The sequence below is a fragment of the Spirillospora sp. NPDC047279 genome (genome assembly GCF_040643285.1).
Taxonomy (GTDB): Bacteria; Actinomycetota; Actinomycetes; order Streptosporangiales; family Streptosporangiaceae; genus Spirillospora.
The window spans coordinates 479274-495585 of the sequence record NZ_JBEYUA010000006.1 but is presented as its reverse complement, the minus strand read 5'-3'; the positions used below and the strand labels follow the sequence as shown (position 1 = coordinate 495585).

Genomic DNA, 16312 nt, shown 5'->3' with positions numbered 1-16312 from the left:
ACCCCTTCCGTCAGGTCGTCCTGATCGCGTCCAGGACGTCGAGGCGCGCGGCCCGGCGGGCGGGCCAGGCGGCGGCGAGCACGCCGATGCCCGCCGCGGCCAGCACGTAGAGGCCGAGCCTGCCGAACGGGACCGCGAGCGTGGTCACGCCCTCCGCGGCCATGGCGTCCTGCACGGCGACGCCGAAGACCAGCCCGATGCCGAGGCCCAGCACGGCGCCGAACACCGAGATGATCACCGCCTCGTAGCGGATCATCCGGCGCAGCTGCCGGCGGTCCAGCCCGACCGCGCGCAGCAGGCCGATCTCGCGGGTGCGCTCGACGACCGACAGCGCGAGCGTGTTGACGATGCCCAGCGCCGCGATGAGGACCGACAACACCAGCAGCGCCAGGATCAGCTGGAGGAACAGGTCGATGTCCCCGGCCGCCGCCTTCTTGATCTCGGCCCTGTCCTGGAGCTCGACGTTGGGCCAGGGGGCGAGCGCGGCCTCGATGCCGGCCCGGTCGCCGCCGACGAGCTCGATGGCGTCGAGCGCGCGGTCGGGGGCGTGCGGCAGGTAGGCGGCCTCGTCGATGACGATTCCCGGGACGACGGCGGCGATCGACACGACGTCCTGGAAGATCCCCGCGACGCGGAAGGTGGCCTTCCTCCCGTCCTGGAACTCGCCCGGGAGCGCCGTTCCCACCCGCCACCCGTTGGCGTCGGCGAGCGTCCTGCCGACCAGGAGGTCGGTGCCGTGCACGTCGGCGCGGCCCGCCTCGAGCCGGAGGCGCAGGTGCGCGGCGAGCCGCGCGGGGGAGGCCGCGGTCGCGGTCCGGACCTCGCCGCCCAACCGGAAGCGCGCCGTGCGCGTCGCGACCACGCCCCGCACGCCCGGCACCCGTTCGACGGCGGCGAGCGTCTCCGGGCCGACCGGGGTCACCGCGCTGCGGCCGGTGATCCGGTAGTCCGCCGTGAGGCCCGCCTCCAGTTGCCGGTTCACGGTGGTGGACATCGACTGGGTGAGCACCGTGACGGTGCCGATCAGCGCCAGCCCGATCATCAGCGCGGACGCGGTGGCCGCGGTCTGCCGCGGGTCGCGCAGCGCGTTGCGGCGGCCGAGCGCGCCGACCGCGCCGCCGAACCGGGCGAACGGCCAGCCCAGCAGCCATGTCAGCGGCCTGCTGAGGAGCGGGCTCAGCACGGTGACGCCCACGAAGAGCACCATCGCGCCGCCGCCCGCGAGGGAGAGCGCGGTCCTGCCGTCGGCGACCGTTCCGGCGATCATCGCGGCCGCGCCGCCCGCCAGCGCGGCACCGCCGGCGACGGCCCGCAGGCGCAGCGAGCGGGGAGCCGGCGCCGCGTCGGCGCGCAGGGCGGCCACGGGCGGGACACGTCCCGCGCGCCGGGCCGGAACGTAGGCGGCGGCCAGCGTGACCGGCACGCCCACCGCGTACGACGCGATCAGAGCCGCGGGCGGAAGGACCAGCCTCCCGAGCGGGAACTCCTCGCCCGCCGCCAGCGACATCAGCCGGCCGAGCCCGACGGCCAGCCCGGCGCCCGCCACCAGGCCCAGCGTCGAGCCCACCAGCCCGACCCCGGCGGCCTCGCCCAGCACCGCCCGCGTGACCTGCGCGCGCGAGACGCCGACCGCGCGCAGCAGCGCCATCTCCCGGGTGCGCTGCGCGACGAGCATCGAGAAGGTGTTGAAGATGATGAACGAACCCACGAACACCGCGATCACGGCGAACACCATCAGCACCGTGCGCAACATCGCCAGGATCTCCTTCAGCGGCGCGGCGACCTCGTCCACGGCGTCCGCCCCGGTGATCGCCTCGTACCCGGGCGGCAGCACGGCGGCGACCGCGTCGCGCAGCCGTTCCTGGCCGACGCCGTCCGCGCCGTGCACGGTGATCTGCGTGTAGCCGGGCTTCTCCATCAGCAGCCTCTGCGCGGTGGCGGGCTGGAACGCCGTCACCGTGAACGCGCTGGACAGGGGGCCGTCGCCGTACCGGAAGATCCCGGCGAGCCGGAACGTGCGGCGTCCCGACGACAGCGCCACCGGCACGTGGTCGCCGACCTCGTACCCGGAGGCCCGCGCCGTCGTCTCGTCGATCGCGATCTCGCCGGGCGCGCCGGGCGCGGCACCGGCGGTGAGGCGCATCAGCGACAGGTCGGGGTCGGCGTACCAGCCCGTCCCGACCTGCGGCTCCGGGCCGACGACGCGTCCCTCGCGGTCCAGCACGGCGGCGAAGCCGTCGACCACGCCGTGCGCCTTGGCGACCCCGCCGGCCCGGCGCACCGACTCCAGCAGCGACGGCGGCAGCGGCCGGCCGGGGGCGCGCGATCCGAGGGGGTCGTCGAACGCCTTCTGCGAGCGCACCAGGGTGTCGGTGCCGTGGCCGAGCTCGGTGAACGCCCGGTCGAACCTGCGGTCCAGGGTGGCCGAGAAGATCAGCGTCCCGGACACGAACGCGACCCCGGCGACCACCGCGATCGCCGTCAGGAACAGCCGAGCCCGGTGCGCGACCAGGCTCCGCAGCGTCAGCTTCACCATCATGGGTCGATTCGAGCCCGCGGCCGTGCCCCGGCGGGAGCGCGCATCGGATGGACCCGCACCGACGCACGTCGCGTCCGGTCCCTACTTTCGTAGGGTGGCGGCGCCCGCGCGGATGCGTACGGTGTTGGTGTGCACGTCCCCAGCCTCCCGGCCCGGCCGGTCCGCGCCGTCGTCTCCGACGCCATCGTCGTGGCGCTCGGCGTCGGGGGCTGCCTGCTGACGACCCTGGACGAGCGGACGTTGCTGCGGTCCTTCCACGGCGCCACCACGGTCGTGCTCGCGCTCACCGGGCTCGCGCTGGTGTTCCGGCGCAGGGCCCCGCTCACCGTCGCGTGGATCACCACCGGCGTCGCCCTGGTACTGCTGGCCGTCGAGACCGCCGCGCCGGGCACGCTCCTGCACCAGACCGGCGTGATCGACGTCGAGAGCATGGCGTTGTGGCCGCCGACGGCGATGTTCGCCGCGTACGCCGTCACCGCGTTCCCCCAGGCGCACCGGCCGTCCTGGCTGCGCGCGCTGCCGATCGTCACGCTCAGCGCCGCGTTGTGGCTCACCCCGAACGTGATCCCCGACGCCGCGGTGCGCATGGTCTCCGGCCAGGAGCAGCAGACCATGACCGACAGCGCGATGATCTTCCGGAGCACGGTGGTGGTCGTGGGCGCCGCGCTGCTCGGCATGTACGTCTCGGCCCGCCGCCGCGTGCTCGACGCGCTGCGGGAACGGGCCGAGCGCGCCGAGCGGGAGCAGCACCTGCTCGCCGAGCAGGCGCGCGCCGACGAACGGGCCCGGCTCGCCGCCGAGATGCACGACGTCGTCGCGCACCGCGTCACGCTGATGGTGTTGCAGGCCGGTGCCCTGCGCGTCCGCACCCGCGACCCCGAGACCAGGGAGGCCGCGGAGGAGATGCGCGGCACCGGGGCCAAGGCTCTGGAGGAGCTGCGCGACGTGATCGGCCTGCTCCGCCGCACCGACGAGGGGCGCGACGACGGCGAGACGCACGGCCCGCTGCCGGACCTGTCCACGCTCATCGCCGAGTCGGGGTCGATCGGCGTCCCGGTCGACCTGGCCGAGGAGGGCGACCCGCCGCTGGCCTCCCCGGTCGTCGGCCGCACCGCGTACCGGATCGTCCAGGAGGCGCTCACCAACGTCCGCAAGCACGCGCCCGGCGCGCGCGTCCGCGTGGAGGTCCGCTACCGCACCGACGGGGTGCGCCTCACCGTCCTCAACTCCGCGCCCGACGGCGTCCCGGACCCGGGCCTGGTGGCCTCGGGCTCGGGCGCGGGGCTGAGCGGCCTGGGCCGGCGGGTGGCGCTGATCGGCGGCAGCTTCCGGTCCGGGCCCACGGCCGACGGCGGCTTCGAGATCGATGCGTCCCTGCCCGCCTTCGTCCCCACCCCGGCGCCCGCACCGGAGCCCGCATCGACGCCCGCGCCGGAGCCCACGCCGACATGATCCGCGTGCTGCTGGTCGACGACGAGCGCATGGTCTGCGCGCACCTGCGCACCATCCTCGGCGGCGCCGACGACATCGAGGTGGTGGACGAGGCCTACGACGGGGCCGCCGCCGTCGAGTCGGTGCTGCGCCACCGTCCCGGCGTGGTGCTCATGGACCTGCGCATGCCCGGCGTGGACGGCCTGACCGCCATCGAGCGCATCGCCGAGCTGGAACGGCCGCCCGCCGTCGTCGCCCTCACCACGTTCGACGCCGACCACTACGTGATCAAGGCGTTGCGCGCCGGGGCCGCGGGCTTCCTGCTGAAGTCCACGCCGCCCGAGGACCTGGTCGAGCTGGTCCGGGTCGCCGCCGACGGCCACACCGTGATGTCGGCCGCCGCCACCCGCCGCCTGGTCGCCTCCGCCGCCGGGCGTTCCCTCGAACGGGACCGGCACCGCGCCCGCATCGATGACCTGACCGAACGGGAGACCGAGGTCCTCGCCTGCCTCGGCGAGGGCCTGTCCAACGCCCAGATCGCCGCCCGCCTCCATCTCAGCGAGGCCACCGTCAAGGGGTACGTGTCGCGGCTGCTCGACAAGCTCGGCTGCGCCAACCGCACCCAGGCCGGTCTCCTGGCGCACGAAGCGGGTCTGTGACACCGCGTTTCCGGCACATCGGTCGTCGGCGTAGTCATATCTGCACTGTCTGTTATCCCTGCCGGTGGCAGGGGTAGAACCGGCCTGACATTCCTGCCCCCCACGTCGACACAGGAAGGTTGGGCCCTCCATGACCCTCGCCGACGAGCGGTCCCAGGCCAGGCAGACCGTGACCGGTGCGGTCCGCTCCGCGCGCGGCGCCGTGCGGAGACTCGTCGAGGCGCCGGGTTTCCAATACTCGGTCACCGTGCTGATCCTGCTGAACGCGGTATCGCTGGGGCTGGACACGATGCCGGCGGTCACCCGCGAGTTCGGGGTCTGGCTGGAGACCTTCGACCACGCCGCGATCCTGGTCTTCACGGTGGAGCTGGCGCTGCGCGCCTTCGGCTGCGGGCGCGACTTCCTGCGCGACCCCTGGGGCGTCTTCGACATCGTGGTGGTGGGCGTCGCGCTGATGCCGAGCGCGGGCGGCCTGTCGGTGCTGCGGGCGCTGCGCATCCTGCGGATCCTGCGCCTGATCTCGGTGGTGCCGAGCCTGCGCCGGGTGGTCGGCGCGCTGCTCGGCGCGCTGCCCGGGATGGCCTCGATCTCCGGGCTGCTGGTGCTGGTCCTCTACGTGGCCGGCGTGATGGCGACGCAGATGTTCGGCACGGCGATGCCGGACGCCTTCGGCAGTCTCGGCCGCTCGTTGTTCACGCTGTTCCAGATCATGACCGGCGACGGCTGGTCGGACGTGGCGCGTGAGGTGATGCGCGAGCAGCCGTTCGCCTGGCTGTTCTTCGTCATCTACATCCTGGTGTCGACGTTCGCGGTGCTGAACCTCTTCATGGCGGTCGTGGTGAACGCCATGGAGTCGCAGATCTCCGGCGAGGTCGCCGAGGACCTCGAGCGGGCGCGGGAGGAGGGGCGGCGCCGCGACACCGAGACGCTCGCCGCGATCCGGGCGCTCGGCGCCGAGGTCGCCGCGATGCGCGCCGACCTCGGCCGGGCGGGCCCCCGCGACACCCCCTAGCAGCGCGCCCGGCCGGCGGCGCGAGCGGGCGGCGGGCGCGCGACCGTCCGTTCAGCGGGCGGCTCAGGGGCGGCGCGGCGGCGGCGCAGCGGGCGGTGCAGCACGCGGCTCAGTGGGCGGCGAGTGCGCGGGCCACCGACTCGGCGAGCCGGGCGGCGTCGGCGACGCAGCGGTAGTCGACGTTGTCGGGGGTGTCGGTGGGCAGATGGTAGTTGGGGATGAGCCGCTGGTCGTCGAGGGAGACCAGGCAGGCGGTCGGGTAGCCGTGCCGGTGCGGCACCACGGCGTCGGTGCTGGCGCGCGAGCGCATGCCGCGCTGCACCGCGATGCCCTGCTCGACGGCGCAGCGGGCGATCAGGTCGCCGAACGCGGTGTCGTAGGGCTCCATGCGCAGCGGGCCCTCGGCGTCCAGCAGGACGAGGTTGCCCGAGCCGACGGTGTCGAGGTTGAGGAACCAGGTCGTCTCGCGGGGCAGGTCGGGGAAGCGGGCGTGGGCGAAGCCGCGCACGCCCTCCTGGAGGGCCTCCTCGGCCCCGGCGGAGAAGAGGATCACGCGCAGGCCGGGGATGGGGCGGCGGGCCAGCGACTCGGCGAGCGCGACCAGCACGGCGACGCCGCTGAGGTTGTCGTTGGCGCCGGGCACGGCGGTGCGGGAGCCGATGTCGGCCATGGCCAGCGTGGTCAGGGCGCTGACGGCCGTTCCGGTACGGCGCAGGGCGCGGGAGCGCACGGCGCCGCCCAGGGCGATGAGCGCGGGGCCCGCGACGACCGGCCACCACAGCGGAGGGTTCTCCGTCATGCGTTCGACCAGGTGGGGGTAGCGGGCGGCGAACCAGCGGGAGACCGTCTGGTCGAAGACCGCGCCGGTCGGAGCGGCGTCGTGGTGCGCCATGACGACGAGAGTGCGGTGCGCCTCGCGGTGCGCCTCGCGGTGTGCCGCGCGGGGCGGGGTGAGCTCGGCGACGACGTTGCACGCGGTGCGCCGCGGGCTGAGGACCGTGCGGGCCAGCTGGCGGCCGTAGGAGACCTCGTCGGCCAGCGCGGCGGTGAGGGCGGCCGCGGCCGCGGCGCCGGTCCTGGGGAAACGGCCGGCGGCCAGGCCGGTGACCGTGGCGAGGCCGGTGAGGGCGCCCACGGGCCAGGCGTACGAGCCGTACGCGGGGACCTCCTGGACCTCGGCGGAGTGACCGAGCCCGTTGAGCCGGTCGGAGATCAGGTGCGCCGCCTCGCGCTCGCCGGGCGAGCAGGGCGGCCGGTGCACGGCGGCGAGGCGCTCGACGGTGGCGCGCAGCGACGCCTCGGAGGGGCGCGTCACCGGTGAGACCGGGTGGAGGAACCGCTCGGACGTCATGGACGAGACGGTGTCACGCCGCCGCGGCCCGGTCCAGCGACGTTCGGGTGGCCGCGGGACCACGTTCGGGGGCCGTGGTCCCGCGGCCGGCTCACCGGCGGTGCGCGCGGTGCCCGGCGGCCAGCATGACCGCGCGGACGATCCAGACGAGCAGCGCGAGCTGGAACACCGCGAAGAACGCGGTGGCCGGGCCCGCGGTGAACGCGAGGGCGAAGAACACCACCAGCATGAGCGGGAACATCGGGAACCCGGGGCGATGGTGGCGCCGGGCGGCGTGCCGGTGCGCGTGCGCCCAGGACGGGTGCCCCGCGTGCGGCCCTCCGTACGGCGCCGCCCAGGGCGGGTGCCCCCGATGGGCACGCCCGCTCGGCCGCACCGGCTCGAGGCCGCTGTCGCCGGGCAGGTCGCGCACGACGGTGCGCAGGTCGCCCTGGGTCTTGGCGGTGAGCGCGGAGTCCAGGCGTTCGCCGAGCTCGGCCTGGTCGAGCCGTCCCGCCGCGAAGTGGTCGTGCAGGGCGGAGGTCACCGCGTCACGCTCGGCGTCGCCGATGCGGATCTCGTCGGGCCGCATGGGGCCTACTCCTCGGTGTCGGGGGTCGGGTCGTCGTCCTCGGCGAGGATGCGGTAGAGCCTGCGCCGCGTCTCGTTGAGGACGTCCTTGGCCTGGGCGACCTGCTCCGGCGAGCCGGAGTGGACGATCTGCATGACCGCGGCCCCCGTCTGCGCGGCCTGCTTGAACAGGTCGGGCACGCCCTCGCCGAAGTCGGGGGTCATCTCCGCCCAGGGCTCGCCGAGCTCGTCGGCGTGCTCCTCCACGTGGGCGCGCCCCTCGTCGGTGAGGTGGAACGTCTTGCGCCCCTCGCCCTCCTCGCCGCGGATGAGGCCCTCGTCGGCGAGCTGCTGGAGCGCCGGGTAGACGGCGCCGGGGCTGGGCTTCCAGGCGCCGTGACTGCGTTCGTTGATCTCCTGGATGATCTGGTAGCCGTTGCGGGGCGCCTCCGCGAGGAGGACCAGGATCGCGGCGCGCACGTTGCCCTTGCGCGCCTTGGGGCCACGGGCCCAGGGCGGGCCGCCGCGTCCCCACGGGCCGCGACCGCCGCCGGGCGGGCCCCAGGGGCCCGGGCCGCCGCCGAAGAGGAAACCGAATTCGGACATGCCGTGCCTGCTCCAAGGTCCGCAGCCGGGGCCGCGTCCGTGTCCGTGTCCGTGGTGATGGTGCCGGGCCGCGTGCGTCGCGGCCTTGGCGCCGAGAGCCGCCGCCACGAAGGCCCATCGCAGATCGGGCCCGTGCTGCGTCGAGCTCATGTTCTTCACCGCCTTCCGAGATCTTTCTTAGATCTCTCGCGATACGACAACGATATATCGAAGACGGTTCGTTGGGCCAGATGGTTCCCGGCGGTGGTCCGCGGGTGCGCGCGGCCCGGGGATGAAGATCGACCTACTTGCAGGTAGCTTGATATCGAGATAAATCGGCGATAGCTTGACGTCGAGAGAAATCCTGACGAAGTTAGGCGGACCTGAGTCCTGAGCAGGGTTTGGACTAGGGCAGGATTCATAGGGGATAACCCAGCCCTGGACCTCGTGGCGCGACGCACGCGATCGCGCCGAGCGGCGCCGGGAGCGACAGGCCGACAGCCAGAAACGAACGCCGTGCGCTCACGTCTCGGACCGGACGCGCGGTGTTGACGGAGGAGGAGTCCGTGTCCGCGAACAGCTTCGGCAGCCGTAACACGCTGCAGGTGGGCGACAAGTCGTACGAGATCTACCGGCTGGACGCCGTCGAGGGCTCGGCCCGACTCCCGTACAGCCTCAAGGTGCTGCTGGAGAACCTCCTGCGCACCGAGGACGGCGCCAACGTCACCGCCGACCACATCCGCACCCTCGCCGGCTGGGACGCCAACGCCCAGCCGAGCCACGAGATCCAGTTCACCCCGGCCCGCGTGATCATGCAGGACTTCACCGGCGTGCCGTGCGTGGTCGACCTGGCCACCATGCGCGAGGCCGTGCGCGACCTGGGCGGCGACCCGACCAGGATCAACCCGCTGGCGCCGGCCGAGATGGTCATCGACCACTCCGTCATCGTCGACTACTTCGGCTCGCCGGACGCGTTCGAGCGCAACGTCCAGGTGGAGTACGAGCGCAACAAGGAGCGCTACCAGTTCCTGCGCTGGGGCCAGACCGCGTTCGACCAGTTCAAGGTCGTTCCTCCGGGTACCGGCATCGTCCACCAGGTCAACATCGAGCACCTGGCCCGCGTCGTCTTCGACCGCGACGGCGTCGCCTACCCCGACTCCTGCGTGGGCACCGACTCCCACACCACCATGGAGAACGGCATCGGCGTCCTCGGCTGGGGCGTCGGCGGCATCGAGGCCGAGGCGGCCATGCTCGGCCAGCCCATCTCGATGCTCATCCCGCGCGTCGTCGGCTTCAAGCTGACCGGCGAGCTGCACCCCGGCACCACCGCCACCGACCTGGTGCTCACCATCACCGAGATGTTGCGCAAGCACGGCGTCGTCGGCAAGTTCGTCGAGTTCTACGGCGAGGGCGTGGCCGCGCTGCCGCTGGCCAACCGCGCCACCATCGGCAACATGAGCCCCGAGTTCGGCTCCACCTGCGCGATCTTCCCGATCGACGGCGAGACCCTGTCCTACCTGCGCCTCACCGGCCGCGACGAGGAGCAGATCGCCCTGGTCGAGGCGTACGCCAAGGAGCAGGGCATGTGGCTCGACCCGTCGGTCGAGCCGGAGTTCTCCGAGTACCTCGAGCTCGACCTCGCCACCGTCGTGCCGTCGCTGGCCGGCCCCAAGCGCCCGCAGGACCGCATCGCGCTGTCGGCCGCCAAGGAGACCTGGCGCCGCGACGTGCAGAACTACGTCAAGGACGGCGACGAGTCCGGCATCGAGTCCTTCCCGGCCTCCGACGCCCCGGCGCAGACCGCCGAGAACGGCGACCGCCCGCACCGCCGCTCCACGGTGAAGATGGACGACGGCTCCACGTTCGAGATCGACCACGGCATCGTGGCCGTCGCCGCCATCACCTCCTGCACCAACACCTCCAACCCGTACGTCATGGTCGGCGCGGGCCTGCTCGCCAAGAAGGCGGTGGAGAAGGGCCTCACCCGCAAGCCGTGGGTCAAGACCTCGCTCGCGCCCGGCTCCCAGGCCGTCACCGACTACCTCGAGCGCGCGGGCCTCACCCCGTACCTCGACAAGATCGGTTACAACCTGGTCGGCTACGGCTGCACCACCTGCATCGGCAACACCGGCCCGCTGCAGCCGGAGATCTCCAAGGTCATCAACGACAACGACCTGGCCGTCACCGCCGTGCTGTCGGGCAACCGCAACTTCGAGGGCCGCATCAGCCCCGACGTCAAGATGAACTACCTCGCCTCGCCGCCGCTGGTCATCGCGTACGCGCTGGCGGGCACGATGGACATCGACATCCTCAACGACGCGATCGGCGAGGGCTCCGACGGGCAGCCGGTCTACCTCAGGGACCTCTGGCCCGAGCCGGACGAGGTCGCCGAGATCGTCAACTCCTCCATCGGCCAGGAGATGTACGTCCGCAACTACGCCGACGTCTTCAAGGGCGACGACCGCTGGCGCGGCCTCGACATCCCGACCGGCAACACCTTCGAGTGGGACCCGGACTCCACGTACGTGCGCAAGGCCCCCTACTTCGAGGGCATGGAGACGGAGCCCGCGCCGGTCACCGACGTCCACGGCGCCCGGGTGCTGGCCAAGCTGGGCGACTCGGTCACCACCGACCACGTCTCCCCGGCCGGCTCCATCAAGGTCGGCACGCCCGCGGCGCAGTACCTGGAGGAGCACGGCGTCGCGGTCAAGGACTTCAACAGCTACGGCTCCCGCCGCGGCAACCACGAGGTCATGATCCGCGGCACGTTCGCCAACATCCGGCTGCGCAACCAGCTGCTCGACGACGTGGAGGGCGGCTACACCCGCGACTTCACCCAGGACGGCGCGCCGCAGTCGTTCATCTACGACGCCGCGCAGAACTACGCCGCCCAGGGCACCCCGCTCGTCGTGATCGCGGGCAAGGAGTACGGCTCCGGCTCGTCCCGCGACTGGGCCGCCAAGGGCACCGCGCTCCTCGGCGTCCGCGCCGTCATCGCCGAGTCGTACGAGCGGATCCACCGCTCCAACCTCATCGGCATGGGCGTCCTGCCGCTCCAGTTCAAGGACGGCGACAACGCCGCGACCCTCGGCCTCACCGGCACCGAGACCTTCGACATCACCGGCGTCGAGGCGCTCAACGAGGGCGGCGTCCCGTCCGAGGTCACGGTGAAGGCGGACGGCAAGGAGTTCCAGGCCGTCGTCCGCATCGACACCCCGGGCGAGGCCGACTACTACCGCAACGGCGGCATCATGCAGTACGTCCTCCGCAACCTGCTGCGCAAGTAAGACCCGCACGCAGAAAGGGCCGCCTCCGGCATGGAGGCGGCCCTTTCGCCGTTCGCGGACGTCCTCAGCCCCTGGCGAGGCTGAGTCCGCCGTTCACCTCGATCACCTGACCGGTCACGAAGCCGTTGGCGGCGGCCATCAACACCGCCTGGGCGACGTCCTCGGGGCGGCCGACCCGGCCCACCGGCAACCCGGCCGCGTGCTCGGCGAACATCGCCGCCCGCTGCTCGGCGGGCAGGGCGTCCCACCAGGGAGTGTCGATCACGCCGGGCGAGACGGCATTGATCCGCAACGGCGCCAGCTCGGTGGCGAGCGGCGGGACGGCCGCCTCCAGGGCGCCGTTGATCGCCGCCAGTCCCGCCGTCCCCGGCAGGGCCGCCCGGGCCGACGACGCGGTGACGAAGGTGACCGAGCCCGTCAGCCGGGGCAACGCGGCCTGAACGATCCGCAGGTGCGGCCACACCTTGGCCTCGAATCCGCCCCGCACCTCGTCGAGGTCCAGCGTGGCGAACGGGCCGGCGCCCGCACCGCCGCTCAGCGCGAGCACGAGGTGGTCGTACGAGGCGTCCTCGGCGAAGAACGCCGTCACCTCCTCCGCCGAGGCTCCGTCCAGCCGGCGGGCCGTGACCTTGCCGCCGATCCGCTGGACGGCCTCGGCGAGACGGGTCTCGTCGCGGCCGGTGATCACCACGTCGTCGCCGCGCTCGGCGAACGCCCGCGCGACCGCCTCGCCGATGCCCGAACTGCCGCCCATGACCAGTGCACGTTCCATGAGAGCTCCTATTGTCGAGACTTTCCGTCTCGACAAGTATTGCCGAGACCTACAGTCTCGTCAAACGGCTACGATGGGGCCATGCCGAACGAGGAGAGCCGCCGGCCGCACACCGGACGGCGTCGCAACGAGGAGGCCCGGCGCGCCATCCTCGACGCCGCCGTGGAGCTGATCGGGCGCGACGAGGGCCCGGTCACGATCGACACGATCGCGGCCGCCGCCGGCGTGGGAAAGCAGACGATCTACCGCTGGTGGCCCTCGAAGGGCGCGGTGTTGCTGGAGGCGATGGCCGAGCGGGCCACCGCCGACGTGCCGGTGACCGACACCGGCTCACTCGCGGGCGACCTCGACGCGTTCCTCCTGGCGACCTTCCGCTCGGCGGGCACCGGCCGGACCGCCCCGCTGCTGCGCATGGTGATGGCCGAGGCGCAGCGGGACGAGCAGGTGGCCGAGGTGATGCGCGACTTCATCGCCAAGCGGCGTGCGGCGCTGCGGGGAGTCCTGGAGCGCGCCGGGGGACGGGGTGAGATCCGCGCGGACGCCGATCTGGACCTCATGGTCGACCAGGCCTTCGGCGTGCTCTGGTATCGCATCCTCATCGGCCACGCGCCGTTGGGCGAGAACGAGGCGCGCGAGCTGGGCCGCTCCCTGGTCATCCAGTCGCGGCCCTAGCCAGGCCCGCGAAGGGGCGATCCCCTACCGGAAATGAGGGGATGTAGCGTTCCACACCGATATGCCGGAACTCGACTTTCTCCTGGTGGCGGGTCTCGCCGCGTTCGTGGGCGCCATCGTCCAGGGCAGCGTGGGGCTGGGCGTCGGCCTGGTGGCCGCGCCGATCGTCACCATGATGTTCCCGTCCCTGATGCCGGGATCGATCCTCGTGGTGGCCACCGTGCTGCCGCTGGCGACCCTCTCCCGCGAGCTCAAGAGCGCCGATCTGCGCGGCCTCGGCTGGGCGTTCGGCGGGCGAGTGGCGGGCACCCCCGTCGGCGTGTGGGTGGTGGCCACCTTCCCGGCCCGCGCGCTGGGCGTCCTGGTCGGGGGAGTGGTGCTGGCGGCGCTGGCGTTGACGGCCTGGTCGGCGCGGGTGCCGCGCAATCCGGGCACGCTCGCCACCGCCGGGCTGATCGCCGGGGCCACCGGCACCGCGTCGTCGATCGGCGGCCCGCCGCTGGCGCTGCTCTACCAGCGCGAGAGCGGCCCTCGCGTCCGTGCCACCCTCGCGGTCTTCTTCACGATCGGCGCGCTGCTCTCGCTGATCACGCTGGCGGCGGTCGGCCAGCTCCCGGCCCGGCAGGTGACCGCGGGCCTGGCCCTCACCCCGTTCGTGTTCCTGGGCTTCCTGATGGCCGGGCCGCTGCGCCGCTACCTGGACGAGGGCCGGATGCGCGCCGGCATCCTGGTCGTGGTCGGGGTGTCCGCGGTGAGCCTCATCGTGCGCAGCTTGGTCTGACCCGTGCGCAGCTTGGTCTGACCCGTGCGCAGCTTGGTCTGACCCGTGCGTAGCCTGATCTGATGCGCCCCACCAAGGCCGACCTCGAGGCCGCCCGCGACCGCGTGCTCGGCGACGTGCTCCCGGCCTCGCGGGTGTTGTTCTGCGGCATCAACCCCGGCCTCTACTCGGCCGCCACCGGGCACCACTTCGCCCGTCCGGGCAACCGCTTCTGGCCCGCGCTCCACCGCTCGGGCTTCACCGACCGGCTGCTGGACCCGTCCGAGCAGGATCTGCTGCCCTCGGTCGGGCTGGGCATCACCAACATCGTGCCGCGCACCACCGCGCGGGCGGACGAGCTCACCGCCGGGGAGCTGAAGGAGGGCGGTGAACGCCTGCGCGGGCTCGTCGAGAGGCAGCGCCCGGCCTATCTGGCCGTCGCCGGGGTCACCGCCTACCGCACGGCCTTCGGACGGCCCCGTGCCCAGATCGGGCCGCAGGACGACACGATCGGCCCGTCCCGCATCTGGGTTTTGCCGAACCCCAGCGGCCTGAACGCGAGCTGGCAGCTGGACCGGCTCGCCGCGGAGTTCGCCCGGCTGCGCACCGCCGCGGACGCCCTCACGGGCCCGTCCCAGCCGGCACGCGAGCGCACCACCTGAGCGTGGCGTGCCCGGGTCGCTATACCCGGGGGACGGCGCGCGCGGCCTCGGCGTCGAGCATGGACTGGACCTCGATGAGGAGCGTCGGCTTCGGCTCCCAGAGGTCGGGACGGCCGAGCGCGACGATGGGGCGGGGGAGGGCCCGCACGTTCGACAGGCGCCAGTGGTAGACGCCCGGGTCGGCCCACGGGCCGCAGTCGCAGGGCAGGTCGCGGGAGGCCGCGGCGCAGACGTCGGCCAGCTCGGCGGTGGCGATCACGGCGCCGATCGTGGCGAGCGGGTCGCGCGAGTCCCAGCCGGCGGCCTGGATGCCGGGCGAGTCGCAGGCCTTGAGGTCGACGCGCATGGAGGCGTGGATCAGCAGCGGACCGCGGTAGGCGGTGGGCAGGCCCTGGTTGAAGACGTCCTTGACGCCTCGCGCGATCGCGAAGGCCCAGGGTTGCTGAACGCTGATCGCCTGCACGCGGTCACCTCTCCTCGCCTGTCCTCTATCTTCACCCGGCCGGTCGAACCGTGGTGCCCGGAATGGCGCGGAGTATCCGTCTCCGCCGGAGCGATCCCCACCGGCACGCCAGGCAACCGTGACCATCGGGGTAGATGAAGGCTCAACAATAAGTCCACGAATCGTTCGGGCAAAAGGCTCGAAGACCTGATTTCTCACAAAATAGGGGCTTGTGGCAAATCGGCCCGCGGTTCCGGTATGGGTCAGGCGCGGACGAGGCGGGCGTAGGCGATGACGTTCTCGGGGTAGTGGCCCGTCGCGGAGTCGAACGTGCCGCCGCACGTGACCAGGCGGAGCGCGGCGTGGCCGAGGTCCTCGGCATAGATCTTCCGGGCCGGGAACCGCGCCTTGGGCACCGTCTCCACGTTCTCCACCGCGAACGTCGCGGTCGATCCGTCCGTTCGGACGATCTGGACGCGGTCGCCGGCGCGCAGCTCCCTGAGTCGGTGGAAGACCGCCGGGAGCCCGCGGGCGTCCAGATGACCGAGGATCACCGCCGGCCCGTCCTCGCCGGGCGTCGGCCCCTTCTTCCACCAGCCCGCGAGGTTGGGCCGCGACAGCGGCGGCTCCTCGATGCGCCCGTCGGGCCGCAGGCCGAGCGCGGAGACCGGGGCGGTGACGCCCAGCTTGGGAATCTTGATCGTGGCGGGCAGCGACCGGGGCAGCGGCGAGGCGGGGGTCAGGGCCGCCGCGCCCGTGGCGGAGCCGGGGTCGACGGGTCCGCCGCTGAAGCTGTCGTCGCCGCAGGCCGTCAGCGACAGCATCAGGGCCGTGACGGCCGGCGCGAGGAACGCGAGGCCGTGGACGGGCCTACGCACGGCGGCGGCGGAGGATGATCAGGGCGCCCATGGCCACGAGGAGGAGGACCGGCAGGCCGGTGGGACGGTGGGCCGCCAGCGAGCCGTCGCCGGTGTTGGGGGCGCCCTGCGGGACGTCGCCCGCGCTCCCGGCCGGCGTGACGGTGCCGCCGGACGAGCCGCCGGACGTGCCGCCGCCGAGGCCCGATCCGCCGGTCGAGGATCCCGGCGGCCGCGCCGGCGTCCCGGCGGAGCCCTGCTTGCGCGGCGGCGGGACCTGCGGGTCGGGCGGCGTGACCCACAGCGGGAACGTCTGGTGGCCGCTGGGCGTCGTGCAGCCGAAGCGGGTCATGTAGGAGTTGCCGGGCTTGAGCGTGGTCAGCGTGCCGCCGATGCCGCGCCAGCCGGTGCCGCCGACCCGGTCGAACGAGGCGGGCTCGCCGCCGTCGAACGCCTCGTTCGCCCCCTCGAGCCGTGGCTCGTCGAGGCAGCCGTCGACGCGCACCCACAGGTTGGCGCCCGCCTTGAAGGCGTGCGGGCTGTAGGTGGCGACCGGCTGATCCTCGGGCGCCGCGTTCGCGGGCGCGGCGTTCACAGGTGCGGCGTGCCCGGTCGCGACGTGCGTGGGGACGGCGTGCGCGGGGGCGGCGAGCGCCAGCACGGCGGCGCCGGAGAGGAGTCCCGCGGTGACGAGAGGGGGGTGGCCCATGGGGGCTCCGATCACCAGGGTCGGC

The 16312-nt window shown here is 73.3% G+C and carries 15 protein-coding genes; 7 read left to right on the top strand and 8 right to left on the bottom strand.

The features are described 5' to 3' along the window. Positions 1-10: 10 nt before the first annotated feature. Positions 11-2539 (bottom strand): FtsX-like permease family protein, encoded by a 2529-nt coding sequence (locus ABZ810_RS18480; RefSeq protein ID WP_358404289.1) that lies wholly within the window; start codon positions 2537-2539, stop codon positions 11-13. A gap of 129 nt (positions 2540-2668) precedes the next feature. On the opposite strand from ABZ810_RS18480, the gene ABZ810_RS18475 reads away from it, so the two are divergent. The 3 genes from ABZ810_RS18475 to ABZ810_RS18465 all read left to right on the top strand — a co-directional run bounded on the left by ABZ810_RS18475 (position 2669) and on the right by ABZ810_RS18465 (position 5641). Then, complete coding sequence (locus ABZ810_RS18475; RefSeq protein WP_358404287.1) at positions 2669-3991, top strand: histidine kinase; 1323 nt, start codon at positions 2669-2671, stop codon at positions 3989-3991. Further along, positions 3988-4629: a response regulator transcription factor gene (locus ABZ810_RS18470; protein ID WP_358404284.1), complete on the top strand. Its 642-nt coding sequence runs from the start codon at positions 3988-3990 to the stop codon at positions 4627-4629. The genes ABZ810_RS18475 and ABZ810_RS18470 overlap by 4 nt, the downstream gene beginning before the upstream one ends. A gap of 130 nt (positions 4630-4759) precedes the next feature. Beyond that, positions 4760-5641 (top strand): ion transporter, encoded by an 882-nt coding sequence (locus ABZ810_RS18465; RefSeq protein WP_358404282.1) that lies wholly within the window; start codon positions 4760-4762, stop codon positions 5639-5641. A gap of 109 nt (positions 5642-5750) precedes the next feature. On the opposite strand, the gene ABZ810_RS18460 is transcribed toward ABZ810_RS18465, so the two are convergent. The 3 genes from ABZ810_RS18460 to ABZ810_RS18450 all read right to left on the bottom strand — a co-directional run bounded on the left by ABZ810_RS18460 (position 5751) and on the right by ABZ810_RS18450 (position 8147). Beyond that, on the bottom strand, positions 5751-6992 hold the full coding sequence (locus ABZ810_RS18460) for a M28 family peptidase (RefSeq protein ID WP_358404280.1): 1242 nt from the start codon (positions 6990-6992) through the stop codon (positions 5751-5753). A gap of 91 nt (positions 6993-7083) precedes the next feature. Continuing rightward, complete coding sequence (locus ABZ810_RS18455; protein WP_358404279.1) at positions 7084-7563, bottom strand: DUF1707 domain-containing protein; 480 nt, start codon at positions 7561-7563, stop codon at positions 7084-7086. Between the two features lie 5 nt (positions 7564-7568). Further along, entirely contained in the window at positions 7569-8147 is a 579-nt protein-coding gene (locus tag ABZ810_RS18450) for a PadR family transcriptional regulator (protein ID WP_358404277.1), read from the bottom strand. Between the two features lie 545 nt (positions 8148-8692). On the opposite strand from ABZ810_RS18450, the gene acnA reads away from it, so the two are divergent. Continuing rightward, positions 8693-11413 carry an aconitate hydratase AcnA gene (gene acnA, locus ABZ810_RS18445; RefSeq protein ID WP_358404275.1) on the top strand — a complete coding sequence of 907 codons (2721 nt, stop codon included), beginning with the start codon at positions 8693-8695 and terminating at the stop codon, positions 11411-11413. 64 nt (positions 11414-11477) lie between these two features. Here acnA and ABZ810_RS18440 read toward each other — a convergent pair whose 3' ends face one another. After that, complete coding sequence (locus ABZ810_RS18440; RefSeq protein WP_358404272.1) at positions 11478-12185, bottom strand: SDR family oxidoreductase; 708 nt, start codon at positions 12183-12185, stop codon at positions 11478-11480. 81 nt (positions 12186-12266) lie between these two features. Between ABZ810_RS18440 and ABZ810_RS18435 the strand changes: the two genes are divergently transcribed. The 3 genes from ABZ810_RS18435 (at position 12267) to mug (ending at position 14279) form a co-directional block, all read left to right on the top strand. Further along, positions 12267-12857, top strand: a complete 591-nt coding sequence (locus ABZ810_RS18435; RefSeq protein WP_358404269.1) for a TetR/AcrR family transcriptional regulator — start codon at positions 12267-12269, stop codon at positions 12855-12857. Between the two features lie 61 nt (positions 12858-12918). Continuing rightward, positions 12919-13638, top strand: coding sequence for a sulfite exporter TauE/SafE family protein (locus tag ABZ810_RS18430; protein WP_358404267.1), 720 nt, complete (start codon positions 12919-12921; stop codon positions 13636-13638). Between the two features lie 62 nt (positions 13639-13700). Further along, positions 13701-14279 (top strand): G/U mismatch-specific DNA glycosylase, encoded by a 579-nt coding sequence (gene mug / locus ABZ810_RS18425; protein WP_358404265.1) that lies wholly within the window; start codon positions 13701-13703, stop codon positions 14277-14279. A gap of 19 nt (positions 14280-14298) precedes the next feature. On the opposite strand, the gene ABZ810_RS18420 is transcribed toward mug, so the two are convergent. From ABZ810_RS18420 to ABZ810_RS18410, 3 genes are all read right to left on the bottom strand, one after another. Next, complete coding sequence (locus ABZ810_RS18420) at positions 14299-14742, bottom strand: hypothetical protein (protein WP_358404264.1); 444 nt, start codon at positions 14740-14742, stop codon at positions 14299-14301. Positions 14743-14984: 242 nt separating this feature from the next. Next, positions 14985-15599, bottom strand: a complete 615-nt coding sequence (locus tag ABZ810_RS18415) for a class F sortase (protein ID WP_358404262.1) — start codon at positions 15597-15599, stop codon at positions 14985-14987. After that, entirely contained in the window at positions 15592-16287 is a 696-nt protein-coding gene (locus ABZ810_RS18410; protein ID WP_358404260.1) for a hypothetical protein, read from the bottom strand. Before ABZ810_RS18410 ends, ABZ810_RS18415 begins: the two co-directional genes overlap by 8 nt. Between the last annotated feature and the right edge of the window lie 25 nt (positions 16288-16312).

Coding starts and splice junctions, on each gene's coding strand:
- ABZ810_RS18440 (WP_358404272.1), bottom strand. CDS start 12,185: ATGGAACGTGCACTGGTCATGGGCGGCAGTTCGGGCATCGGCGAGGCG.
- ABZ810_RS18455 (WP_358404279.1), bottom strand. CDS start 7,563: ATGCGGCCCGACGAGATCCGCATCGGCGACGCCGAGCGTGACGCGGTG.
- ABZ810_RS18480 (WP_358404289.1), bottom strand. CDS start 2,539: ATGATGGTGAAGCTGACGCTGCGGAGCCTGGTCGCGCACCGGGCTCGG.
- ABZ810_RS18410 (WP_358404260.1), bottom strand. CDS start 16,287: ATGGGCCACCCCCCTCTCGTCACCGCGGGACTCCTCTCCGGCGCCGCC.
- ABZ810_RS18465 (WP_358404282.1), top strand. CDS start 4,760: ATGACCCTCGCCGACGAGCGGTCCCAGGCCAGGCAGACCGTGACCGGT.
- ABZ810_RS18430 (WP_358404267.1), top strand. CDS start 12,919: ATGCCGGAACTCGACTTTCTCCTGGTGGCGGGTCTCGCCGCGTTCGTG.
- ABZ810_RS18460 (WP_358404280.1), bottom strand. CDS start 6,992: ATGACGTCCGAGCGGTTCCTCCACCCGGTCTCACCGGTGACGCGCCCC.
- ABZ810_RS18435 (WP_358404269.1), top strand. CDS start 12,267: ATGCCGAACGAGGAGAGCCGCCGGCCGCACACCGGACGGCGTCGCAAC.
- ABZ810_RS18470 (WP_358404284.1), top strand. CDS start 3,988: ATGATCCGCGTGCTGCTGGTCGACGACGAGCGCATGGTCTGCGCGCAC.
- mug (WP_358404265.1), top strand. CDS start 13,701: ATGCGCCCCACCAAGGCCGACCTCGAGGCCGCCCGCGACCGCGTGCTC.
- ABZ810_RS18450 (WP_358404277.1), bottom strand. CDS start 8,147: ATGTCCGAATTCGGTTTCCTCTTCGGCGGCGGCCCGGGCCCCTGGGGC.